A 22,493-nucleotide genomic window follows, 5' to 3' on the forward strand; every position below is an offset into this window, starting at 1 on the left:
CGTTGCATGAGTTCTGGATACCCTGATTTAACTCAAACGCGCTGCGTCAACCGTCATTCGCAGATGTACCTTGTTGACGGTCGCATTATTATACTTCCGCCAATCTGTTGCCGTTTTCCCCGATGCTAACCGGCTCACGCCAGTTTCAGACCGGCATCATCCCATTGTGACGCAGGAGAGCATCGATAGTAGGTTCGCGTCCGCGGAAGGCTATAAATGACTCCAGTGCAGAGCGGCTTCCTCCCACCCCAAGGATCTCATTCCGGAATCTCGTACCGGTATCAGCATTAATTACCTGGCCCGCGTGACTTTCCTCGAAAAGACTGTAGGCGTCCGCCGACAATACTTCTGCCCACTTATAGCTGTAATAGCCGGCGGCGTAGCCGCCGCCGAAAATATGCGAAAAACTGTTGGGGAAGCGATTGAATTCGGGGGGGATGATCACCGCTACCTGTGCACGAATTTCGTCCAGTAATTCCTGCGCTGTTTTGCCTCTGCTCGGATCGAAATCATAGTGGAGGCGTATATCGAACAAGGCGAATTCCACTTGACGAAGCATTTGAAGGCCGCTCTGAAAGTTCTTGGCCGCCAGCATTTTTTCAAACAGCTCGCGGGGAAGGGGCTTGCCGGTATCCACATGTCTAGTCATATTGCCCAGCACTTCCCATTCCCAGCAAAAATTTTCCATGAACTGACTGGGTAATTCCACCGCATCCCATTCCACTCCATGTATGCCGGAAACGCCCAGGTCTTCCACCTGGGTCAGCAGATGATGGAGACCATGCCCAAATTCATGGAATAACGTGATCACTTCATCATGGGTAAACAGGGCAGGGCGGACGTGGCCGTCAACTACGACAGGCCCCGAAAAATTGCAGTTGAGATAGGCGACAGGCGCCTGGATCCCTTGCTCGCTCGCATCCACGGCCTCAACGCGTCGACGGCTGATCGCGTCATCCATCCATCCGCCACCGCGCTTGCCGGGCCGCGCATAAAGATCAAGATAGAATCGCCCGATCAGTTCTCCGTCGGTGGCGGTTATATTGAAAAGTTTTACATCCGCGTGCCACAGCTGAATCCCCGCTTCATCCGCCGGAGCGATGGTGATACCGTAAAGGTTCTCCACCAGTTTGAACATTCCGGGCAAGACGCTTGTTTCGGGAAGATATTGCTTCACTTCTTGTTCGGAAAATGCGTACCGTTCAGCGCGAAGTTTTTCACTTGCGTAGGCCAGATCCCACGATTCCAGATAATCTAGGTGCAGCTTGTCGGCGGCGAATTGCTGTAACTCTTTCAGGTCGCGCTCACCATAGGGTCTCGCCTTGGTCGCCAAGTCACCGAGGAACTCCAGAACCTGTTTTGGCGTCGAAGCCATTTTTGTTGCCAGCGACACTTCTGCGTAGCAATCGAACTCCAGCATCCTCGACTCTTCCTGGCGAAGTTCAAGTATTTTCGCAATAAGAGGCGCATTATCGAGATTAGCCGCACTAGCCTTGACAGAACCCGATGGCACGATTTCGCTGGCGCGGGTGGAGTAGGCGCGATACATCTTTTCCCGCAACGCCCGGTTGTCGGCATATTGCATGATGGCCATGTATGACGGGGCATGCAAGGTGAATTTCCAGCCCACGGCATTATCCCGCTCCGCGAGTCCCCTTGCCGTTATGAGGGCATCCTCGGGTATACCGGTAAGCTCGTCGGCGTTCTCCACGTGTAATACAAAGTTGTTGGTGGCATCCAGCAGGTTGTCATTGAACTTGGAAGCGAGCGCAGATAATTCCTCCTGAATCTGGAGGAATCGCGCTTTTTTCTCCTGCGGCAGCTCCGCGCCGCCTAGGCGGAAGTCCCGTAACTCGTTTTCTATAATCTTCTTCCGAGTGCTACTCAGATTCTCGAACTCTTTTCCGTTGTGCAGCTGTTTGAATTTTTCGAATAACGCCTGGTCTTGGCCCAGTTCGGCATAATATTGTGTGACTAGCGGTAGACTGGCGTTATAGGCCTCGCGTAGCTCCGGACTATTAACCACTGCATTCAAGTGCGAAACCTGTCCCCAGGCGCGGGACAGGCGCTCGTTCGCATCAGTCATAGGCTGCACGAAATTGTCCCACGTCGGCGGAGCGGTATCCTCGCGTACCCTGGCAACGAGCGTGCGGTTCTCGGTCAGTAATTGCGCTACCGCGGGAGCGATGTGCTCGGTTCGAATGTCCGTAAAGCGCGGCAGTCCGGAAAAATCAAGCAGTGGATTCATCATATTGTCGGGAATAGCCAGCCCAGTGTCCATATTTATGCATGCAATGCGTGTCCAGGGTCTTACCCCTCATACACAATGTTACCATCAACCACGGTGTATTTTACCTTGCCTTGCAGTTCCATACCGAGGAACGGAGTATTCTTGCCTTGGCTTTTAAGTTCTGACGCCTGCACCGTCCAATATTGGCCTGGATCGAAGATGCACAGATCAGCAAGTGCGCCTGGCGATAGATGGCCCGTCTCCAGACCGAGTATGCGTGCCGGTTCTACCGTAATTTTTGCCAGCGCGGCAGCCAGCGGAATCTTCATTTGCGTTGCCCACTTCAAGGTCAGCGGCAGTAGCAATTCCAGGCCTACCGCGCCAGCCTCGGCCTCAGCAAATGGCAGCAACTTGGCATCTTCGTCCACTGGCGCATGATCGGAGCAGATCGCGTTTATCGTGCCATCCAGCAATCCGGTACGAAGCGCATCCAGATCGCTTAACCCTCTCAGCGGGGGGACAAGATGGCAATTGGAATCAAAGTAGCCGATATCCATTTCTGACAAATGGATGTGATTGACGGTTACATCACAGGTAATGGGCAACCCTTGCCCGCGGGCCGCCCGAACCATGGCGACACCCTCTGCGCTCGAGACTCGGCACAGGTGAACTTTGGCTCCCGTTTCGCGCGCCATCAAAATAATATTTGAAAGCGCTACCGTCTCGGCGCATACCGAAATCGGCGCCAGACCCAACCGTGTCGCTACTTCACCGTCATGGGCCACCCCGCCGTCCGCGAGATGCGCATCCTGAGGACGCAACCATACGCTGAACCCGAACGTCGAAGCGTATTGCATTGCTTGCAACAGGACGCGCGTGTTGGGAAGCGGCATGTCCGATTGCCCGAACGCAATACACCCCGCATCGCGTAATTCGGCCATTTCTGTCAGCCATTCGCCTTTTAATCCTCGCGTAAGCGCCCCCAGAGGGTAGACGCGGGCCTGATGAAGACTACGGGCACGGTGTTTGAGCATCTCCACCAGACCGGGTTCATCCAGTACGGGATCGGTGTCGGGCGAACACACCAGGCTGGTGATACCGCCGGCTACCGCGGCTGCCATTTCAGATTCCAGCGTCGCCTTGTATTCAAAACCAGGTTCACGCAGTCTTGCTGATAAATCCACCAGGCCTGGGGAGACGATCAGTCCCTTCGCCTCGATTTCGCAATCGGCCTTGAAATCGGCAGGGATGGGGCCCAAAGCAGCAACTTTTCCGGCGTCAATGGACACATCAATTACGATGTCTAAGCCGTTTTTCGGATCGATGACGCGGCCATTCCTGATGACGAGCTTCATACCAGCCCTCAATTTCCCGCCAAAATCGACATGACCGCCATCCTTACCGCAATGCCGAAGGTCACCTGCGGCAGAATAACGGATTGCCTGCCATCAGCAACGGCAGAATCGATTTCCACGCCGCGGTTCATTGGGCCCGGGTGCAGAACGATTGCATCTTGCCGCGCCAGCGCAAGTTTTTCCTGAGTCAACCCGTAATATTTGAAATATTCCTCCGTACTGGGGAGGCGTGCACTTAGCATCCGCTCATTTTGCAGACGCAACATCATGAGCACATCCACATCTTTCAGTCCCTGCGCCATATCATGGTAAACATGTACCCCTAGACGTTCAACCTTCGAGGGCAGCAATGTCTTTGGCGCGATGACCCGCACTTCCGGGACGCCGAGCGTGGTAAGTGCGTGTATTTGCGAACGCGCCACACGTGAATGAAGAATGTCGCCTACTATGGCAATGCGCAGGCTGCGAAAATCACGTTTGTAACGACGAATAGTGAACACGTCCAACAATCCCTGGGTGGGGTGGGCGTGCCGTCCATCCCCGGCATTGATGACATGAATCTCGGGTCGCACATGGCGCGCTATCAAGTGTGCCGCTCCGCTCTGAGCGTGGCGCACGACGAACATGTCGGCATGCATCGCAGAAAGGTTATTCACCGTATCCAGCAGCGTCTCTCCTTTGGATTGAGAGGAGGCCGCGATGTTGAGATTGACTACATCGGCAGAGAGCCGCTTTGCCGCGATCTCGAAGGTAGTACGGGTCCGGGTACTGGGTTCGAAGAATAAATTGAAAATCGATTTGCCGCGTAGTAAGGGTACTTTTTTAACATCGCGCTCTGTAACCCCGACGAAGGATTCTGCGGTATCGAGGATGTTGAGCAGGATGGGGGCAGGCAGCCCCTCAGTAGTGAGGAGGTGCTGCAGTTGCCCTGTCTTGTTCAGTTGCGGATTGTTACCCATCGTTCCGAATCTTGCTATAGAGGCTCAGGCTTAATACTCCATCCGCGGCTTTTTCCAGCGCAAGCATTTTATCTGCGGGAATGTCGAGCATGGCGCCAACGTATTGAGCGGCTATGGGAAGTTCTCTGCCCCCGCGGTCGATCAGGGCGGCTAGCCGGACACTCGCGGGCCTGCCGTAATCGAATAATTCATTGATTGCCGCCCGGATGGTGCGACCGGTATAGAGGACGTCGTCTACCAGAATAATATGGCTGCCTTCCACCGTGAAGGAAATGTCCGAGGGCCTGACCTGTGGATGCAGGCCAATCTGGGCAAAATCATCCCGATAAAACGACACATCCAGCGCGCCTGATGCAAGCGGAAGCTGCAAGTCCTGATGTAGCCGCTCAGCTAGCCATACCCCACCGGTATGGATTCCCACCAGCGCGGTGCCCGGAGTAATATCATGCCGGATGCGATCGGTTAATTGGACCAGTAGTTGTTCTGCGTCAGGTAGCTGCATCTCGGTTGTCAAAATAGGTTTGCAATATCAGCTGGGCCGCCACCTGATCCATTACGCGTTTCTGTTTAATCCCGTTAACACCTGCTTCTCGTAACGCATTGCTCGCGCTGGTCGAGGTGTAGCGCTCATCCACCAGTAGTGTCTCGATCCCATAACGCCTTTCCAGTCGTTGCGCAAAGCGACGGCTTCTGCGGGTCAATTCGTGTTCCCCGCCATCGGGGTAGGTGGGCAGGCCAACCACGAGGAGGACCGGCTGCCATTCCTCAATGAGCTGGGCGATGCCCGCAAAACATGCGCGCTTGCTCTCGTTGCCAATGGTGGAAAGTGGATGCGCGAGGCTGAGCTCCAGGTTCCCCACTGCTGTGCCGATACGCTTTACCCCAAAATCGAATGCCAAAATCATCCCGGCACGGCGAAACGCGCCGGTCTCATTAGGAACCGGTGGAAGTTGTTCGGCTTGATCCCGCATGACTTAAGTATTATTGATGCCAGCGCGGTTTATGAATGCCCCACTTCATCCGATAAACTTGAGAAGTCTACGCCGAGCAACCGCATCGCGGCTGCTAGCCTCTCCTCAGCCGGCAGTTCGAAAATAATGCTGGGCGCAGCGGGCACCGTCAGCCAAGCGTTCAGTGATAATTCATGCTCTATCTGGCCCGGGGCCCATCCCGAATAGCCTAACGCCACCAGTAATCCTGTTGGGCTTTCGCCATCTGCTATTGCTCGCATAATGTCGAGCGAAGTTGTCAGTCCGACGTCTTCATTGACAACCATGGTCGACTGCCAGTTGCCCACCGGTTGGTGCAGCACAAAGCCCCGGTCCAGTTGGATCGGGCCACCGAACATGACAGGCACTGCCTCTGCGCCCTCGCCATCGGAAGAAATGCCAAGCTGATCGAAGAGGTCTTTCAGAGTAAGATCGATCGGGCGGTTGACAACGACACCCAATGCTCCCTGCTCGCTGTGCTCGCAAATATAAGTGAGGGTCCTGGAAAAAAACGGGTCTGCCATAGCCGGCATGGCAATCAGAAAATGATGGGTCAGGTCGACGCTTTGCATGAATGTGCGGATTGGCTATCACTGCAGTATATTGAATACAGCATCCGATTTGAAAATCTCGCTTCCGGGTTCGTTTCTGGTGACACTTGAGATCATCCGACCAAGTGCGCTTCCCTAAGAATATGCAAGTTCGTACTCTCCTCGATGAGTTCAGTATTTTTCTGATGTTTCCGGCGTCTTATTAGGGCGCCAGGCTATCCTTCAACCACTGTTTTGCTATCATTGTAGAACGAATCGGGCCGAAGCAGCGGATTTTACAAGGCGATCCCCGCTCAAACTGGAAGGCCAACCCGTCTATACCGCCGACCGCTATACCCTCGTGCTGGTTCAAGACCTAGAGGGTCCCATTTACTGTGTGACACTAGCGCAAATGGTTGAGACTTTCATTACATGTCTTTGAGCTGGATGCGAGCGGCCACCGCCGGCTTAATAGCCGGGGTAGTGGCTACGATTGCTCAGATCGTTTTGTGGTGGGCATTCACGGATGACCTGCCAAACATATTGTACCGGGATGCACGTTTGACCGCTGCGGTCCTTATGGGACCAGAAGTTCTGCCGCCACCCTCAACGTTTGATCTGAAGATAATGATCGTCGCGACAGTTATCCACGTTGGACTTTCCGTTGCATACAGTCTGATCCTGGTTCTTGCAATTCACCGGCTAAGCACGATACTCGCTCTTTTTTCCGGGCTTGTGTTCGGGCTGATTTTATATGTAATTAATATGTACGGCATCACTGCCTTATTTCCCTGGTTTGCGGCGGTCCGTGACTGGATCACGATTGCGGCGCACGCTGTGTTTGGAGTATCCGTTGCCGCTGCCTACAAATTTATGCCGATAAATCAATCGGCATAGCGTAAAAGACTGGATACGAGGGCATGGAATTTTTTTTTGGGATCTGGCAAGCTGGGATTCGCCTCGGCCTCAACGCATTTATCGTCGGTCACCTCCGCGCAGAAGTCGTAATAATTGTCCCAATCGTTGTTGTATGCCGGAATATCCTTCTGCGGCACACTGGGCCGAAAGCTTTCGATGATTTCATGCATTACCGGCAACCTGGCAGATAGATACATATCGATACTTTTAGGCCATCTGGTGGGCTCGGGATACAAGCCCGAAAGCGTTGAGAGAATAGCTGCACGAAATTCATCGGCTGCGTCTGCGCGTCGCTTGCGGGTGAACAGCTCATAGATGCCAGCGAAAACGATGCCAATGGCAAGCAACACCAGTGGCCACATGGGTACGCGGTCGAAGTAGCCAGCTATTTGCTCTGTCCATTCATTCATATTTTGAGTTCCGGTTATCTTATTTTTTGATAAGAGAGCGGATTGTCCGCCTTCACCAATATAAGGGGCATTCGGTCCGTAGCGGTGCGGTAATGCTGAGGCAAGCTACCTTCATGTTACTTGCAGGACGCGGGGCGGTGTTGCGGCAGCAGGGTGCCCGGACGCAGGCCCGGGACCCCTGCTGCAGGGTCGTTGCTGTCGTTGCAGACCCATTTGACGCCATCCGTTGTGGCTAACACCAAGGTTCGGCCACTGTCATTATTTAGAAGCCCGGGGCTGACACCGCTATTCTTGAAGGTCGCCGTTACCTGGAAGCCGGAAGGCAAGGTTACAGGCGTCAGGCTTGCAACATACTTTCCGCTACGATCCGTTATCAGACCGTCAAACTCCGATTGTGTGGGCCATCTTCCGTTTTCGGAGTAGAACCCCGTTATAGGGGATTTTACGCTATCCAGAAGATTAACTGCCTCCGTCACCTGTGCACGAGCCTGGGAATCCTCGTAAAGCTGGTAAGCTGGGGGAATGGCAATGGTTGCCAGGATGCCGACGACCGCCAACATCATCATTGTTTCGATTAACGTTAAGCCCCGCTGATCCTGCTTCGTCCTCATAAAACTCCTTCGGTTAAAACGCATACTGTCCCGTTACTTCGCCATGCGGTTTATCTGATAAGCAATACTGGTATGGTCGAAAGCTCAATAACCTTGCTCGCCACAGAGCCCAGCAATATTCTCTTAACTGCGCCAAGGCCACGCGGCCCCATCACTATTTGATCACAGCCGATTTCTTTCCCATACTGCATAATCACGTCCGGCGGATTTCCCACGGCAATGTGGTAATGGCAGACGAGCCCGGCCCGATCGAGTAATTCACGTGCCGCCTGCAGCTCTTTCAGCCCCTCCTCCCGATGATACCTGTCGATACTTTCCTTATCGATGAAAAGGGGTACGTTTCCGCGCTGAGGAAATTGCACGTTCAACAGGTGTATTTCGGGGATGTGCCTATACCAATCCAACCGTGCGATGAATTCCGTAATTGCTCTATTGGAAGCATCGGAACCATCAACCGGAAAAAGGAATCTCAACATCTTGTCTCCTTTCCGCGAGCGGTTGACGCACTACAAAGGTTTATCTGCGTCATCTGCCAGATCGACAATACGTGCCGTTTTTTCCCGCGTCCTTGCCGCCAGCCACTTGCCGGTAGCGATCACCAGTAATGCGCCAATAGCAGGCGCCCCCCAATTCAGAAAAGCTGCATTTGCGTTCACCCATTCCTTACTGGCCGCGTCGGTTACGCTCATCCCCCCCGCGATCCAGCCGAGCAATCCCGCGCCTATTACCACGATCACCGGGAAGCGATCCATGAGTTTCATGACCACCTTACTACCCCAAACGATGATGGGCACACTAACGATCAGTCCGATAACAACCAGGGTTATACTGTCCCGCGAGGCGCCAGCGATGGCAACGACGTTATCGAGACTCATCACCGCGTCGGCAATAATAATAGTCCTGATAGCACCGAGCAGTGTTGTGTTCGCGGCAATTGCGTGTCCGTCATGTTCAGGCTCGGTCTTAAGCAGGTTAGTTCCAATCCACACGAGCAGCATCGCCGCCACAATTTTTAGGAAGGGAATCGCCAGCAAATTCAACGCAAAAAATACCAGGACTACCCTCAGCGCGATCGCGCCGAATACCCCCCAGAAAATGCCTAGGTTCCGTTGTTTCTCCGGCAAGTGCCTGCAAGCAAGCGCAATAACTACCGCGTTATCACCACCCAGAACAATGTCGATCGCGATGATTTGAAGTACCGCGACCCAAAACTCCGGACTGGCAAAGTCCATACGTGATCTCTGAAATGATGTGGACGCGAAATGAAGGCTGGATCGTCACGCCCCAAAACCCGGGGGAGCGCAACCACGATTATACCAGCGTCCAGTCAATCCTCCGCCTCGGCGCCAATAAACCGCAGAATTTGATCACGTTTTGGAACGGTGTCGTGATAACCCAATTCGATTAAGGCGCGACAGAAGGGTTCCTCGAACAAAATGTAGCTCAACAGTGCCGAGCCATCGCGTCTCATCGCCCCGATGGCCCGAGAGAAAAGTCGCATCGTGCCCGGTAGCGCGTGAGAGTGCCGTTCAGCAATCTCGTTAATTTCCACGCTTGGCGATATCACCATCGATTCTATGGGCCGCAGCGCATGATTCTTCAGACTCGCCTCCGGGATCATGCGAAGCGTATTATTAATGCGCTGCAAGCGCTCCAGGTCGACTTCCAGACTGTCGAGGAAAATGCTTCCCATGATGTGACCGCCGATTTGCGCCAAGGTCGGATAACTGTCCACCTTAACGCGTTCGGGTTGCGTATCGACAGCCTTCCGCACCCCAATCACCAGCACTCGGTCCGCGCCGAGATGCAGGGCGGGACTGATCGGTGCAAGCTGCCGCATGGAGCCGTCGCCAAAATATTCCCGGTTGAGCCTTACGGCTGGAAAGAGAAGTGGAATAGCCGACGATGCTAGAAGATGATCAACCTTTATGCGCGCTGAGATACCAATGCGGCGATGCCGTTTCCATGGAGCGATGCTGTCCACCCCCTGGTAGAAGGTCACCGATTGTCCCGAAGTGTAGCCCCAGGCCGTGATCCCCAGTGCGTGCAGAGCGCCTGCATCAATACTTTTACGAATCCCCCCAAGCGGGAAACTTTGGTTGAGTAGTTGAGCCAGAGGTGAATTGTCCAAGATGGAAACAGCCGTGCGTTTTCCCAGACCACCAAATAGCAAGGATGCAAACCATCGAGCGGCGTTTCCGTATGCGCCAACGGGATCAGAGCGATAGGCCTGGTTTACATGCGCGTTTTCCCACACCGAGGCAAGACGTCTCACGCCTTCATGAAAATTACGTGCCGAAAGCGCTAAACTGACGGCATTAATTGCGCCGGCGGAGGTTCCGCAAATGACAGGAAAGGGATTCGGCGCCTTATCCGGCAGCATTTCCGCGATGGCGCGTATTACCCCTACCTGATACGCCGCACGCGCGCCACCGCCGGTTAGGACAAGACCGACCTTAGGACGCGCTGACTGCAGCACGAAACTCATTCTCAGCAGCCAATCGCTTTCCGGTTGTCGGGTACGCCGGGTTGATGAAAAAAACGTTCAAACAACGGCGGCGTCTTGGCAAGCGGAGATATGGACGCATCATTGGGAAAAAAAAGATGCCGAACAACATTACTCATGTTTGTTTGGAAGTTCCCACCATGTTCTCCGGCTTTACCCACTGTTCGAATTGCTCCGCTGTGACATATCCCAGCTCCGTTGCGGCCTGTTTTAGGCTGGTACCGTCACGGTGCGCTTTCTTGGCTATTTCTGCTGCCTTGTCATAGCCGATGTGGGGTGTAAGTGCGGTAACCAGCATCAGCGAATTGCGCGTCAACTCTTCGATATGCTCGACGTTGGCCGTGATCCCTCTCACGCAATGCTCGTCGAAGCTCATCATTCCATCAGCGAGTAGGCGCACGCTTTGCAGGAAATTGTGGATGATGAGGGGCTTCATCACGTTGAGCTCGAAATTTCCCATGGCTCCCCCTATGTTAATCGCGACATCATTGCCCATTACCTGGCAACACAGCATGATCATTGCCTCTGACTGGGTGGGGTTAACCTTGCCGGGCATGATGGAACTGCCCGGCTCATTTTCCGGAATCTTAAGCTCGCCGATGCCACAACGAGGTCCCGAAGCGAGCCAGCGGACATCGTTGGCGATTTTTATCAAGGAGGCTGCCAGGGTTTTCAGTGCGCCATGGGAATACACGAGCGCGTCATTGGACGCAAGAGCCTCAAATTTATTGCGTGCGGTAACAAAAGGCAGGCCCGTCAGGCGTGCAAGTTCGTCCGCAACGCGCGCCGCAAATTGAGGGTGGGCATTCAATCCCGTTCCCACCGCCGTTCCACCCAGCGCCAGCTCGTACAGATGCGGAAGTGTTGCTTGCACGTGCTCAAGCCCATGTTCCAGCTGCGAGACGTAACCCGAAAACTCCTGCCCCAATGTCAGGGGCGTCGCATCCTGTAAATGGGTCCGCCCAATTTTGACAATATGCGCGAATTCCTCTGCCTTGGCGGCCAACGACGCCGTCAGCGTCGTAAGCGCGGGTATCAATTGCTGATGGATGGCGCGTACCGACGCGACATGCATCGCTGATGGAAACACGTCGTTGGAAGACTGCCCCTTGTTCACATCGTCGTTGGGATGAATCTTGCGTTCCGTCCCTCTCCCTCCTCCGAGCAGCTCGCATGCGCGGTTTGCCAACACCTCATTCATGTTCATGTTGGTCTGCGTGCCTGAGCCGGTCTGCCAGACCACCAGCGGAAATTCTGCATCACGACAGCCGGAGATGACCTCATCGGCAGCTTGCATGATGACACTGGCGCGTTCCGCCTCAAGCAGGCCAAGGTCGCAATTCACCTTCGCTGCTGCGCGTTTCACCATCGCAAGCGCGTGGATCAATGCGACCGGCATACGTTCGCCGGAGATTCGGAAATTTTGCAAGGAACGCTGGGTCTGGGCACCCCAAAGCGCGTCTGCGGGTACCTGCATCGTGCCCATGGTGTCCCGCTCTTCGCGGTAGTTCATGCGGGCTGGGAAAAACACATGAGGTGGCTCACACGCTGACTCAACGCTTCGGTGAATTCGACCTCGCCAATCAGTTCCGCGCGAGGGAAAGTGGACGAGTCATTCGCGTTCACGGAGGACGCGAGGAGTTATCCTTCCCATTACTCGAGGCTCTGGTTGCCTGGTCGTGTGGCTTTTCCTTCGCACAATCCAGGTAGCAGCGATGGAGGACGCCCAGGGTTTGGAAAAGGAGATCGAGCGATAAACTACGGGCCCGACAGGTGATGCTCAGTTCTCGAGTCGGAAGGACTCTTCACCGGGTTGCCCCGTTTCAGGGTCTATCCAGTCGGAGATTCCGATCTCATTCTCCGCCTGCTCCAGGGTTTCACCCGGTTCATAATCCGATTCAGCGTTGTATTCCATGTCCTGAACGGCTTCAAGCAGCGTGGGGAAGGGACCGAAAACCTTCTCGCTCTCCGTCTCATCAAGCCAGTAAAACCCATCGGGACGTTCGATAATACGCGTGGTGTCGTAATCGCGCGACGTTTGTGGAATTGTATGAACCATGGCTACCTCCACTACGATTTAGGGATTGAACTCAGGTTAATGTTAACCTCGTCCGTAAAATTTTACCAGCGTAAATTTGTTATATAGTTAAACGATATCTGCGTTTATTTGATCTATATTGTCATGTATTGTTATGCGTTTATCAAACAGATAAGGTGCATCGTCTATTTTCAGGAATATTTTTAGAGAGGGTCTTTGTATTTTCGAGGAGCTATGGGGAGAAAGAGGAATGGTAATTTGTGAGATCTTAAAAGAAGAAAGAGCAACAGGCGAACCTCCAAAACCCTAGCTCGGCTGATCCAATAAATATGAGTTTAGTATGCCTGGCGGACGTACGAGCGTACTTGAACACTCTTGAGGTTGGGGTAAATAGCCATGCTATTCTCCAAATGGTTTGGAGAGCAATATTGTTGTCTACAACCCCAAAAAGAAGTATTCTTATTGTCGTCTGCGAAAGACAAGTTGTAGGTGATGTGGGTGCTCTTACCACCACGTCACAAAAAACCGATAGCGCTGATAACGCTATCGGTTTTTTTATGGCTTCTTGAGTTAACTTAGAAGATTTATTGCGCAACAACCCGAGCCGCCGACTCAAGATTTGGATTCCGAAGAGGGAAACGGCCACGCCGAGGTTGGGCGATCGGCCCGAGGGGATTCAGTTTTTTTTGCAGTTCTTTTATCGGCAGATTCCTTCTTATTAGCCAATGGCTTTGCCGCAGGCTTCGCCGCTTTTGTCTCTTTCGCCGTGGAAGTAGAAGTCGGCGCTTTCTTTTCGGATGTTTTCTCTGCTTTTTTCTCGACAGAAGCCTTTGCCACCGTTTTTTGAGCCGCAACTTCTTTCTTATCCGATGTTTTTATCAGCGAAATGAATTGGTCAACTGGTTTGGTTGCTGCGGGTTTTTTGCTGGTAACCATCTCAATCCCCAGATCAAGTATTGCGGGATTTTTAACTTCTACGGTAAAGCCGCGTAGCGGGGCGTGACTGATCTTCATTAGTCCCAGCTCAGCGCGCCGCCGGTTTGATATTCGATGACCCGGGTTTCAAAAAAGTTTTTTTCCTTTTTCAGGTCAATCATTTCCGACATCCACGGAAACGGATTGCTGGCCCCCGGGTAGAGAATATCCAGGCCGATCTGCTGACAGCGGCGGTTGGCGATATAGCGCAGGTATTCCTTGAACATGGGCGCATTCAGGCCCAATACGCCACGCGGCAGCGTATCCTCGGCATAACGGTATTCCAGTTCCACCGCTTTTTGCATCAGCGCGCTGATTTCCTCCCGAAACGCCTTGGTCCACAAATGCGGGTTTTCCATTTTTATCTGGTTGATGAGGTCGATGCCGAAATTGCAGTGCATCGACTCGTCCCGCAAGATATATTGATATTGTTCCGCGGCACCAGTCATCTTGTTCTGCCTTCCCAGCGCCAGTATCTGCGTGAAACCCACATAAAAGAACAGGCCTTCCATGATGCAGGCGAATACGATCAAGCTTCTCAGCAATTGCTGATCGGTTTCGGAGGTCCCGGTTTTAAATGTCGGGTTGGTAAGCGTATCGATGAACGGAATCAGAAACTCGTCCTTATCGCGGATCGATTTCACCTCATGATAGGCATTGAAAATTTCACCCTCGTCCAGTCCGAGCGACTCTACGATGTACTGATAAGCATGCGTATGAATCGCCTCCTCGAATGCCTGGCGCAACAAGTATTGCCGGCACTCCGGATTGGTAATGTGCCGGTAGGTACCGAGCACAATATTATTGGCAGCCAGCGAATCCGCGGTAACGAAGAATCCCAGGTTACGTTTAATCAGGCGTCGCTCATCCTCAGTCAGTCCATGTGGATCTTTCCAAAGAGCGATGTCGCGGCTCATGTTGATTTCCTGCGGCATCCAGTGGTTGGCGCAAGCAGCAAGATACTTGTCCCATGCCCACTTGTATTTGAACGGCACCAACTGGTTCACATCGGCCTGGCAATTGATGATCCGCTTATCCTCTACGGATACGCGGCGGACGGTATTCCCGACCGGAGCGGAATGCTGTCCCGCGTTCGCGCCATTTTCCGATCCGGTATTCTTCATGCCAGTCAGGCCGCCCTCCGCATCCAGGCCCAGCCGGGATGCATTTTGTAACTCGTTTATTCGCCCATCTATTCGGGGCATTCCCGGCTGTACTGCTTCATCCTCGAATGTCAGCATTCGCTATCTCCTTTTCCTTAATTGATCACGTTCCTGTTGTTCCGTTCATTGGCACGACTCACACCCGGGATCATCGATAGCGCAAAGCTTCACATCGGTGGTCGGCACCATCGCGCTCATGCCAGTCATGTTCCCCTCTGCCGACACTGCATTCAAGGAACCGGCGTCGATAGTCGATTTTTCCGCTGACGTTGCTGCCAAGGAGCGCAGGTAATAGGTGGTTTTCAGGCCGCGCAGCCAAGCCAGTTTATAAGTCTCATCGATTTTCTTCCCGGAAACGCCCGCCATATAAATATTCAGCGACTGCGCCTGATCGATCCATTTCTGCCGCCGTGCCGCTGCTTCAATCAGCCATTGCGGTTCGATCTCGAAGGCGGTGGCATATAGAGTGCGGATATCGGCGGGTACCCGGTCTATCTTGCTTAACGAGCCATCAAAATACTTGAGATCAGAAAGCATCACCTCGTCCCAGAGCCCCAGCTTTTTCAGATCGTATACCAGATATTTGTGTACGGTGGTGAAATCACCGGACAAATTGGCTTTGACGTACAGATTGGTGAAGGAAGGTTCGATGCTCGCGGAAACACCCACGATGTTCGAGATGGTTGCGGTTGGCGCAATCGCCAGGCAATTGGAATTACGCATGCCGTACTGCCTGATGCGCTCGCGCAGCGCGCCCCATTCCAGAGTGGATGTGCGGTCTACCTCGACAAATCCGCCCCGTTCTTCAAGCAGCAGATCGAGACTATCCTGAGGCAGAATGCCGCGATCCCATAAACTGCCCCGGTAAGAGGCGTAACGGCCGCGCTCTTCGGCCAGTTCGGTCGAAGCCCAATAGGCGTGGTAGGCGACCGCTTCCATTGCGTGATCGGCAAATTCCACCGCCTCGTTAGAAGCGTAGGGGATGCGCATCATGTGCAGGCAGTCCTGAAAACCCATGATCCCCAGTCCTACCGGACGATGCTTGAGATTCGAATTGCGCGCCTTCGGCACGGCGTAGAAGTTGATATCGATCACGTTGTCCAGCATACGCATGGCGGTGCGTACTGTCCGCTTGAGCTTGCCTGCGTCCAGTTCACCTCCATCATTGATGTGGGCGGCCAGATTGACGGAACCCAAATTGCACACGGCTATTTCATGCTCGTTTGTATTCAGTGTGATCTCGGTGCAGAGATTGGAGCTGTGCACCACGCCAACATGGTTTTGAGGGGAGCGAACATTGCAGGCGTCCTTGAACGTGATCCAGGGATGGCCGGTCTCGAAGAGCATGCTGAGCATCTTGCGCCATAACTGTTGCGCGGGAATCTTTTTGTGCAGGCTTAGCTCGCCTCGCGCCACTTTCTCCTCATAGGCAAGATAAGATTTTTCAAACTCTTTGCCGTATTTATCATGGAGATCGGGTACATCGGATGGAGAAAACAGCGTCCATTCACCTCCTTCCATCACGCGTTTCATGAACAAATCGGGAACCCAGGTGGCCGTATCCATATCATGAGTACGGCGGCGGTCATCGCCGGTGTTCTTGCGCAGCTCCAGGAATTCCTCGATGTCCAGATGCCATGATTCCAGATAGGCGCAGACCGCGCCCTTGCGCTTTCCCCCCTGGTTCACCGCGACCGCGGTGTCGGATACCACTTTCAGAAACGGTACGATGCCTTGCGATTTACCGTTGGTGCCCTTAATGCGCGCGCCCATTGCGCGGACTGGCGTCCAGTCGTTCCCCAGCCCCCCGGCGTACTTTGCCAGCAGCGCGTTTTCCTTGATGGATTCGTAAATACCATCCAGATTATCAGGCACTGTCGTGAGATAGCACGAAGATAACTGCGAGCGTCGGGTGCCGGAATTGAACAAGGTCGGCGTGGAGCTCATGAAATCGAAGCTCGACAGCACGTGGTAGAACTCGATGGCGCGCCCTTCCCGGTCGATTTCGTTCAACGCCAGCCCCATCGCCACACGCATGAAGAACGTCTGCGGCAGTTCAATGCGGTGTTCGCGCACGTGCAGGAAATACCGGTCATACAGGTTTTGCAGGCCCAGATAGCCGAATTTGAGGTCGCGGCTTGAATCCAGCACCTTCGCCAGACGTGGCAGATCGAATTGGGCCAGACGCTCATCCAGCAACTCGGCCTCGATCCCGCGCTTGATGAATTCGGGGAAATATGTCTCATAGCGCTCCGCCATTTCCTGCTGCAGAGCCTCTTCGCCGAGCACCTCAAAACGGAGACTGTGCAGCAGCAACCTCGCCGTGACGTAGCTGTACGCAGGCTCTTTTTCGATTAACGCGCGCGCCGACAGGACAAGCGATCTGCGAACCTCATCCATCGGGACACCGTCGTACAAATCCTTCAAAGTGGCCTTGAGTATCAAGGGAGCGTTCACCACGTCCCCCAGGTCTTCGCAGCAGGACTCGATCAGCGTCAGCAGCCGGTTTGTGTCCAGCTGAGTTTTATGGCCGTTTTCCAGTACATTCAGAACGTTGGCTGCTTCCGCGGCCGCCATTTCTTTCTGTTGCGCCCGCTTGCGCGCGCGATCCTCGCGGTAAAGCACATAAGCGCGGGCGACATCGTGTTCTCCCGAACGCATCAATGCCAGCTCGACCTGATCCTGGATATCCTCGATATGGAAGGTTCCACCCGAGGGTTGGCGGCGAATCAATGCGTTCACCACATCATCGGTCAGTCGCGCCACTACCTCGCGCACTCTGGCGGAAGCCGCACCTTGGCCGCCATTAACGGCTATGAATGCTTTAGTCATGGCAATGGAAATCTTGCTGGGCTCGAACGCGGCCACGGAGCCATTGCGGCGGATAATCTTGTATTGGGAATAGCGCGAATCCTGGCCGGAGAGGGCTGAAGAAAACTCATATCCGGTGACCGTCGGGCGGGCTGTATGATCTGTAGCAAGCTGCATCTTGGAACCTCCTAATCTATATGGGAAAGGGCGATTTCCCGGCGGTTGAAGCTGAACGATGTTTATCGTCCAACCACTATATCTAGTATTAAAATTGCTCAACGTTTACTAATAGTAGTACTGTGAGCAGATTAGTGCAACCATTTTGTTACCAGCGGCAAGAGGTTTTTTGCGGGAGTGAGACCGACTATAAGCTGGCGTGATTTGCTACTTCTGCGCGGTAATTCAGCGTGTAATTAATTACCGCCCATGGAGGAATGGGGCCATACGCGACTCTTCCTCTTAGCGCTTGACCTTGCCCGGCACGCTGCGGTCGGAGAGTTCACCAGTATCATCGGGTTTCGACTGCGGCGGTTCTCGTGCCATCTCTAGGGCATCGCGAATTTGTTGCGGATTATGGGCGCGTAACCCTTCAACCAGTATCCTCGATGCATCCAGCCGGTGTTCGGCATAATCACGCAGCTTTTCCGCCATCGCTGCGGAAGGCAGCGCCGGATTGACCGGAAGCTGGGAAAGCTGCTCAAAGCTTTCTTCGTAACGATCGCTTACAGCGGCGTCGATCCGTCCCGCCAGTTCCTCGAAGGAAACTTTCCCCGCTTTGCCCTCATCCAGTATCTTCTGCCAGGCCTGACTGATCATGCGGTCGTCGCGCAGGAATTCCCGAATTTCCTTGCGCGTCAGCAGCTCTTCACTCCATCGGTAAGCAGGGGCGGGGATCTGGCTAGTGAGGGCAACGATCGCTATCGCGAGGGCGGCCCCTGCAGCCAAACGGTTGCGATGGGATACATAACCGGTTGCCTCAGCAGCAGGCGCAAACAGTACGCCGCCCAGCGTACCAGTCAGAAAACCACCGATATGTGCGGCATTATCGATGCCGGTGATCAAAAAGCCGAGAACGAGGCTCGCGGTTGCAAAACCGGACGCTCCCCAGAAGAACCAGCGAAAATCGTGAGGATGGATGTTGCGGCGCTCGAGCCAGAGAAATACCAGCAGGGCGCCATATATTCCGAAAATCGCCCCGGACGCGCCGCCCGATATGGCTAATCCCTTATTCGCCACCAGCGATAGAAGATTGCCCGCCAGACCGCTGGCGAAGTAGATGGCAGTGAAGCGGACAGGCCCATACATCCGCTCGACCAGCTGGCCTCCATCCCAGAGAGCCCAAAGATTCAGCCCCAGGTGGATAACGCCAAAGTGAAGAAACATGGCCGTACCCAGACGCCACCACTCTCCATCCTGAGTGGCCGGGCCAAAGTTGGCGCCCCACGCCAATTGCACGCTGTTCGATGAATGCCATAAGCCGGCGCCGCCGACCAGCATGGCCAGGAAGACAACCAGATTGATGACTACCAGCAGCCTGGTTACGGGTACGCCCCGTGCCCGCCGGTAAAGAAGATCATGGAGAGAAAGCATGGCGTAGTGGGTGGACCGTTGTCCGGCGAGCATTATGATGCATAACGACAAAAGCTGCAGACGCTAAATGGAACGAGAACACCTCTCTATTCCAGTTTCAGGCATCAGTTGACGATGCCTCAAGCCTGGCGCAATATCAGTATATGGTCGTAGTAAATGTTCAGATGGCGCTATGCGGATTTGGTTGCGGAAACCCGATTGGGGCAGGATTCCTGGCACAGATTGGCGTCGCACTGCTGCTAGTGCTGATGTTTGCGCCCGTTGCGGCCGACCCTCAAGCGCGCATTCAGCTGCCTCGCACCGGGCTGACCGCGGATGACCTTGCCGTTATCGTCAACGATAGCGACCCGTTATCCAGGCAAATCGCGGATTATTATCAGAAGGTGCGTCATATCCCACCGGGAAACATTATTCATTTGCGGTTCCCCCCGGGCCGCGACACGCTTTCCAGCGACGAGTTTCAGCAATTAAAGGTGGAGATTGACCGGGCGACGCCTGCTCACGTCCAGGCCTATGCCGTAGCGTGGACCGTTCCGTACCGGGTCGCATGCATGTCTCTGACCTCGGCACTGGCGTTTGGTTTTGATGAACGCTACTGCTCATCCAGTTGTGGCCCGACTCAACCCAGCCGCTATTTCAACTCCCCCAGCCATTATCCTGCCAGCGATTATGAATTGCGGCCGGCAATGATGCTGGCAGGTATTGATTTTCAACAGGTCAAGACACTCATCGACCGCGGCGTTGCCGCCGACCACAGCTTCCCTGCTGGACGTGCCTATCTGGTCATTACCGCTGACAAGGCACGTAGCGTTCGGGCGGTAAACTTCGACCTTGCCGCGAAAGAACTGGACGGCGTTTTTCCCATCGAAATAGTCGAAAACGAAGCAATTGCAGACCGCCGCGATATTCTCTTTTACTTTACCGGCCGGGTACATGTGCCGCAACTTGATACATTGGCGTTCCTGCCCGGAGCCCTGGCGGATCACTTGACATCTACTGGCGGTCAGTTGACGGGCTTCGGCCAGATGAGCAGCCTGCGTTGGCTGGAGGCGGGTGCGACCGCCAGTTACGGCACCGTGGTAGAGCCGTGCAACCATATGCAGAAGTTTCCGTTTCCGGGCATTGCCATGTTTCACTACGCGCTTGGCGCAAGCGCAATTGAAGCTTACTGGAAAAGCGTTGCCTGGCCGGGCGAAGGTGTTTTCGTGGGAGAACCGCTATCTCAGCCGTTTGCGCCTTATTTGCGGGAAATTCGCCCTGGGCAGTTCGAGCTCCATATTTTTTCGCCACGCGAAACGCGTTTGCGTATCGAACGATCCCGTTCCGCTGCCGGGCCATTCCAACCATTTGCGCAGCAACCGCGAATACGCCGCGGCGCCAATCGCGTGCGTTTCAAGTTTTCTGAAACGGAAGGCTACCTGCAATTGCGCTGGTAAACGGTGACTTTCCGTGATGTGTAAACGTCGCACACTCAAGCGACTGCTCTGATCGTTCGAGCGAAACCACTCTGGTTTCGTTCTCTGTCGGCTTTATCACCCTTTGTTTCTGGAAGATTGCCTCACCTGCGATCAAACTCCGCGTAACGGATACCGATGTCGTTATAATAACGGCTGCATAAATCTAAGTGCCCACGCAAGACGCAGCCATGAATTCATCACTCCAGCCAAACTTCAAGTACCACTTTGCCGAACTCCTGCGCCCTATATTAAGCGGCATGGCGCCGTCCAGCCCTGACATTGAAATTGAATTCTCCCGTCCCAAGCAGGCAAGTCACGGCGACTATTCCTGTAATCTCGCCATGCAGCTTGCGAAGCCGCTACGCCGCAGTCCGCGCGACGTGGCCGCATCCCTTGTCGAAGCGCTTTCGGCTTCGCCTTATCTGGAAAAAATCGAGATCGCGGGAGCGGGTTTTATCAACTTGTTTCTCACCACGTCCGTGAAACAGCAGTTTCCTCGGCACGTCCTGCGTGCCGGTGAGACTTTTGGTCATGGCAATATCGGTGCCGGGAAAAAAATCCAGGTGGAGTACGTGTCGGCCAACCCCACCGGGCCGCTGCACGTCGGGCATGGACGAGGAGCGGCATTTGGGGCCAGCCTTGCCAATGTACTCGCCGCCGCCAGTTACTCCGTCGCCCGCGAGTACTACGTTAACGATGCGGGCCGGCAGATGGATATTCTGGCGCTCTCTACATGGCTGCGTTATCTGGAACTAAACAGTCTCGCCATCCACTTTCCCGGAAACGCGTACCAGGGCGAATACGTGCGCGATATGGCGCGGTTGATTCATAAGGCGCACGCGGGTCGATATATACATGCGCCCGCTTTGCTGTATGAAGGCATCTCCTCGGAAGAGGATTCCGAGGAGATGCTCGATGCCTTGATCGCCAACGCCAAAAAATTGCTGGGACAGGACTATGCTTATATACACAATTTCGTGCTGACCGAGCAATTGGGTGATTGCAGCAACGACCTGCTTGAATTCGGCGTAGTTTTCGACACATGGTTTTCAGAGCAATCGTTGTTCGATAGCGGTGCGGTTGCAAACGTGGTTCAAGTGCTCGAACAAGGAAATTACCTGTACGAACAGGATGGCGCGAAGTGGTTCCGTTCTGCCGATTTTGGCGATGAAAAGGACCGGGTGGTTCAGCGCGAAAACGGACAGTTCACCTACTTTGCTTCCGATATTGCCTACCATCTCAACAAGTTCCAGCGGGGGTTTGAACGTGTCATCGACGTTTGGGGAGCCGATCATCACGGCTATATCGCTCGTGTAAAAGGCGCGTTGCAGGCAATGGCGTTCGACCCGAGCAAGCTGGAGATAGCTTTGGTGCAGTTCGCGGTACTTTACCGAGACGGGAAAAAGGCCCCGATGTCCACGCGCGCCGGCGAGTTTGTCACATTGCGGGAGTTGCGCCAGGAGGTGGGCAATGATGCAGCGCGTTTTTTTTATGTGTTGCGAAAAAGCGACCAGCACCTGGATTTCGATCTCGACCTGGCCAAGTCGCAAAGCAACGATAACCCTGTCTATTACGTGCAATACGCCCACGCCAGAGTTTGCAGCGTGCTGGAGCAGTGGGGCGAAGACACTGCCATGTTGGCTGGGGCGGATATGTCCCCGTTAGCGAGCGTCGTGGAGCTGTCACTGTTGCAAAAGCTGATCGATTATCCTGAAATGGTGGAAGCGGCAGCGAGGGAGCTTTCCCCACATCTGATAGCGTTCTATCTCAGAGAACTGGCAGGGGAGTTTCACAGTTACTATAATTCAACACGTTTCCTTGTTCCGGACATACCGCTTCGGCTCGCCCGGCTGGGACTGGTGGCCGCCGTACGACAGGTGTTGAGCAACGGGTTGAAACTGCTCGGTGTAAGCGCACCCGCGAAAATGTAGGATGCCCCATGATTGACTTT

The 22,493-nt window shown here is 54.1% G+C and carries 20 protein-coding genes; 3 read left to right on the forward strand and 17 right to left on the reverse strand.

Annotation, left to right across the window (positions count from 1 at the left end):
* Positions 1 to 145: 145 nt before the first annotated feature.
* Genes R5L00_RS09435 through R5L00_RS09460 form a run of 6 tightly spaced genes read right to left on the reverse strand, consistent with a single transcriptional unit; the run spans position 146 to position 6,105 of the window.
* Positions 146 to 2,251, reverse strand: coding sequence for a M3 family metallopeptidase (locus R5L00_RS09435; protein ID WP_317654159.1), 2,106 nt, complete (start codon positions 2,249 to 2,251; stop codon positions 146 to 148).
* Positions 2,252 to 2,310: 59 nt separating this feature from the next.
* Entirely contained in the window at positions 2,311 to 3,585 is a 1,275-nt protein-coding gene (locus R5L00_RS09440; protein WP_107694106.1) for a dihydroorotase, read from the reverse strand.
* Positions 3,586 to 3,593: 8 nt separating this feature from the next.
* A complete protein-coding gene (locus R5L00_RS09445; protein WP_107694107.1) occupies positions 3,594 to 4,544 on the reverse strand; it encodes an aspartate carbamoyltransferase catalytic subunit in 951 nt (316 codons plus the stop codon).
* On the reverse strand, positions 4,537 to 5,046 hold the full coding sequence (gene pyrR, locus R5L00_RS09450; RefSeq protein WP_317651222.1) for a bifunctional pyr operon transcriptional regulator/uracil phosphoribosyltransferase PyrR: 510 nt from the start codon (positions 5,044 to 5,046) through the stop codon (positions 4,537 to 4,539). The genes R5L00_RS09445 and pyrR overlap by 8 nt, the downstream gene beginning before the upstream one ends.
* Positions 5,033 to 5,515, reverse strand: coding sequence for a Holliday junction resolvase RuvX (ruvX, locus tag R5L00_RS09455; RefSeq protein ID WP_107694109.1), 483 nt, complete (start codon positions 5,513 to 5,515; stop codon positions 5,033 to 5,035). Before ruvX ends, pyrR begins: the two co-directional genes overlap by 14 nt.
* A gap of 29 nt (positions 5,516 to 5,544) precedes the next feature.
* Positions 5,545 to 6,105 carry a YqgE/AlgH family protein gene (locus tag R5L00_RS09460; RefSeq protein ID WP_317651223.1) on the reverse strand — a complete coding sequence of 187 codons (561 nt, stop codon included), beginning with the start codon at positions 6,103 to 6,105 and terminating at the stop codon, positions 5,545 to 5,547.
* A gap of 390 nt (positions 6,106 to 6,495) precedes the next feature.
* On the opposite strand from R5L00_RS09460, the gene R5L00_RS09465 reads away from it, so the two are divergent.
* Entirely contained in the window at positions 6,496 to 6,960 is a 465-nt protein-coding gene (locus R5L00_RS09465; RefSeq protein WP_317651224.1) for a sodium:proline symporter, read from the forward strand.
* On the opposite strand, the gene R5L00_RS09470 is transcribed toward R5L00_RS09465, so the two are convergent.
* From R5L00_RS09470 to R5L00_RS09520, 11 genes are all read right to left on the reverse strand, one after another.
* Complete coding sequence (locus tag R5L00_RS09470) at positions 6,948 to 7,391, reverse strand: hypothetical protein (RefSeq protein ID WP_317651226.1); 444 nt, start codon at positions 7,389 to 7,391, stop codon at positions 6,948 to 6,950. The genes R5L00_RS09465 and R5L00_RS09470 overlap by 13 nt on opposite strands.
* A gap of 116 nt (positions 7,392 to 7,507) precedes the next feature.
* Entirely contained in the window at positions 7,508 to 8,002 is a 495-nt protein-coding gene (locus tag R5L00_RS09475) for a pilin (protein WP_107694114.1), read from the reverse strand.
* 50 nt (positions 8,003 to 8,052) lie between these two features.
* Positions 8,053 to 8,478, reverse strand: a complete 426-nt coding sequence (locus R5L00_RS09480) for a universal stress protein (RefSeq protein ID WP_317651228.1) — start codon at positions 8,476 to 8,478, stop codon at positions 8,053 to 8,055.
* A gap of 30 nt (positions 8,479 to 8,508) precedes the next feature.
* Positions 8,509 to 9,234 (reverse strand): TerC family protein, encoded by a 726-nt coding sequence (locus R5L00_RS09485; protein WP_107694116.1) that lies wholly within the window; start codon positions 9,232 to 9,234, stop codon positions 8,509 to 8,511.
* Between the two features lie 95 nt (positions 9,235 to 9,329).
* Positions 9,330 to 10,490, reverse strand: a complete 1,161-nt coding sequence (locus R5L00_RS09490) for a patatin-like phospholipase family protein (RefSeq protein ID WP_107694117.1) — start codon at positions 10,488 to 10,490, stop codon at positions 9,330 to 9,332.
* Positions 10,491 to 10,623: 133 nt separating this feature from the next.
* A complete protein-coding gene (fumC, locus tag R5L00_RS09495; protein WP_317651230.1) occupies positions 10,624 to 12,021 on the reverse strand; it encodes a class II fumarate hydratase in 1,398 nt (465 codons plus the stop codon).
* A 267-nt stretch (positions 12,022 to 12,288) separates the two neighbouring features.
* On the reverse strand, positions 12,289 to 12,567 hold the full coding sequence (locus R5L00_RS09500; RefSeq protein ID WP_091136463.1) for a hypothetical protein: 279 nt from the start codon (positions 12,565 to 12,567) through the stop codon (positions 12,289 to 12,291).
* Between the two features lie 591 nt (positions 12,568 to 13,158).
* Positions 13,159 to 13,560: a hypothetical protein gene (locus R5L00_RS09505; RefSeq protein WP_317651234.1), complete on the reverse strand. Its 402-nt coding sequence runs from the start codon at positions 13,558 to 13,560 to the stop codon at positions 13,159 to 13,161.
* Entirely contained in the window at positions 13,560 to 14,762 is a 1,203-nt protein-coding gene (locus tag R5L00_RS09510; RefSeq protein ID WP_317651237.1) for a ribonucleotide-diphosphate reductase subunit beta, read from the reverse strand. Before R5L00_RS09510 ends, R5L00_RS09505 begins: the two co-directional genes overlap by 1 nt.
* A gap of 45 nt (positions 14,763 to 14,807) precedes the next feature.
* Positions 14,808 to 17,672, reverse strand: a complete 2,865-nt coding sequence (locus tag R5L00_RS09515; protein ID WP_317651241.1) for a ribonucleoside-diphosphate reductase subunit alpha — start codon at positions 17,670 to 17,672, stop codon at positions 14,808 to 14,810.
* Between the two features lie 282 nt (positions 17,673 to 17,954).
* A complete protein-coding gene (locus R5L00_RS09520; protein ID WP_411555618.1) occupies positions 17,955 to 19,085 on the reverse strand; it encodes a rhomboid family intramembrane serine protease in 1,131 nt (376 codons plus the stop codon).
* A 143-nt stretch (positions 19,086 to 19,228) separates the two neighbouring features.
* Here R5L00_RS09520 and R5L00_RS09525 point away from each other — a divergent pair, with 143 nt between their 5' ends.
* Together R5L00_RS09525 and argS are read left to right on the forward strand one after the other, a co-directional pair.
* Complete coding sequence (locus tag R5L00_RS09525) at positions 19,229 to 20,521, forward strand: TIGR03790 family protein (protein ID WP_317651252.1); 1,293 nt, start codon at positions 19,229 to 19,231, stop codon at positions 20,519 to 20,521.
* A 209-nt stretch (positions 20,522 to 20,730) separates the two neighbouring features.
* Positions 20,731 to 22,473: an arginine--tRNA ligase gene (gene argS / locus R5L00_RS09530; protein WP_317651253.1), complete on the forward strand. Its 1,743-nt coding sequence runs from the start codon at positions 20,731 to 20,733 to the stop codon at positions 22,471 to 22,473.
* The last annotated feature ends 20 nt before the right edge of the window (positions 22,474 to 22,493 follow it).

The organism is Nitrosospira sp. Is2 (assembly GCF_033095785.1).
Lineage (GTDB): Bacteria > Pseudomonadota > Gammaproteobacteria > Burkholderiales > Nitrosomonadaceae > Nitrosospira.

Coding starts and splice junctions, on each gene's coding strand:
- R5L00_RS09475 (WP_107694114.1), bottom strand. CDS start 8,002: ATGAGGACGAAGCAGGATCAGCGGGGCTTAACGTTAATCGAAACAATG.
- R5L00_RS09520 (WP_411555618.1), bottom strand. CDS start 19,085: ATGCTTTCTCTCCATGATCTTCTTTACCGGCGGGCACGGGGCGTACCC.
- R5L00_RS09505 (WP_317651234.1), bottom strand. CDS start 13,560: ATGAAGATCAGTCACGCCCCGCTACGCGGCTTTACCGTAGAAGTTAAA.
- R5L00_RS09465 (WP_317651224.1), top strand. CDS start 6,496: ATGTCTTTGAGCTGGATGCGAGCGGCCACCGCCGGCTTAATAGCCGGG.
- R5L00_RS09470 (WP_317651226.1), bottom strand. CDS start 7,391: ATGAATGAATGGACAGAGCAAATAGCTGGCTACTTCGACCGCGTACCC.
- fumC (WP_317651230.1), bottom strand. CDS start 12,021: ATGAACTACCGCGAAGAGCGGGACACCATGGGCACGATGCAGGTACCC.
- pyrR (WP_317651222.1), bottom strand. CDS start 5,046: ATGCAGCTACCTGACGCAGAACAACTACTGGTCCAATTAACCGATCGC.
- ruvX (WP_107694109.1), bottom strand. CDS start 5,515: ATGCGGGATCAAGCCGAACAACTTCCACCGGTTCCTAATGAGACCGGC.
- R5L00_RS09480 (WP_317651228.1), bottom strand. CDS start 8,478: ATGTTGAGATTCCTTTTTCCGGTTGATGGTTCCGATGCTTCCAATAGA.
- R5L00_RS09510 (WP_317651237.1), bottom strand. CDS start 14,762: ATGCTGACATTCGAGGATGAAGCAGTACAGCCGGGAATGCCCCGAATA.
- R5L00_RS09440 (WP_107694106.1), bottom strand. CDS start 3,585: ATGAAGCTCGTCATCAGGAATGGCCGCGTCATCGATCCGAAAAACGGC.
- R5L00_RS09490 (WP_107694117.1), bottom strand. CDS start 10,490: ATGAGTTTCGTGCTGCAGTCAGCGCGTCCTAAGGTCGGTCTTGTCCTA.
- argS (WP_317651253.1), top strand. CDS start 20,731: ATGAATTCATCACTCCAGCCAAACTTCAAGTACCACTTTGCCGAACTC.
- R5L00_RS09515 (WP_317651241.1), bottom strand. CDS start 17,672: ATGCAGCTTGCTACAGATCATACAGCCCGCCCGACGGTCACCGGATAT.
- R5L00_RS09500 (WP_091136463.1), bottom strand. CDS start 12,567: ATGGTTCATACAATTCCACAAACGTCGCGCGATTACGACACCACGCGT.
- R5L00_RS09460 (WP_317651223.1), bottom strand. CDS start 6,105: ATGCAAAGCGTCGACCTGACCCATCATTTTCTGATTGCCATGCCGGCT.
- R5L00_RS09435 (WP_317654159.1), bottom strand. CDS start 2,251: ATGATGAATCCACTGCTTGATTTTTCCGGACTGCCGCGCTTTACGGAC.
- R5L00_RS09485 (WP_107694116.1), bottom strand. CDS start 9,234: ATGGACTTTGCCAGTCCGGAGTTTTGGGTCGCGGTACTTCAAATCATC.
- R5L00_RS09525 (WP_317651252.1), top strand. CDS start 19,229: ATGGTCGTAGTAAATGTTCAGATGGCGCTATGCGGATTTGGTTGCGGA.
- R5L00_RS09445 (WP_107694107.1), bottom strand. CDS start 4,544: ATGGGTAACAATCCGCAACTGAACAAGACAGGGCAACTGCAGCACCTC.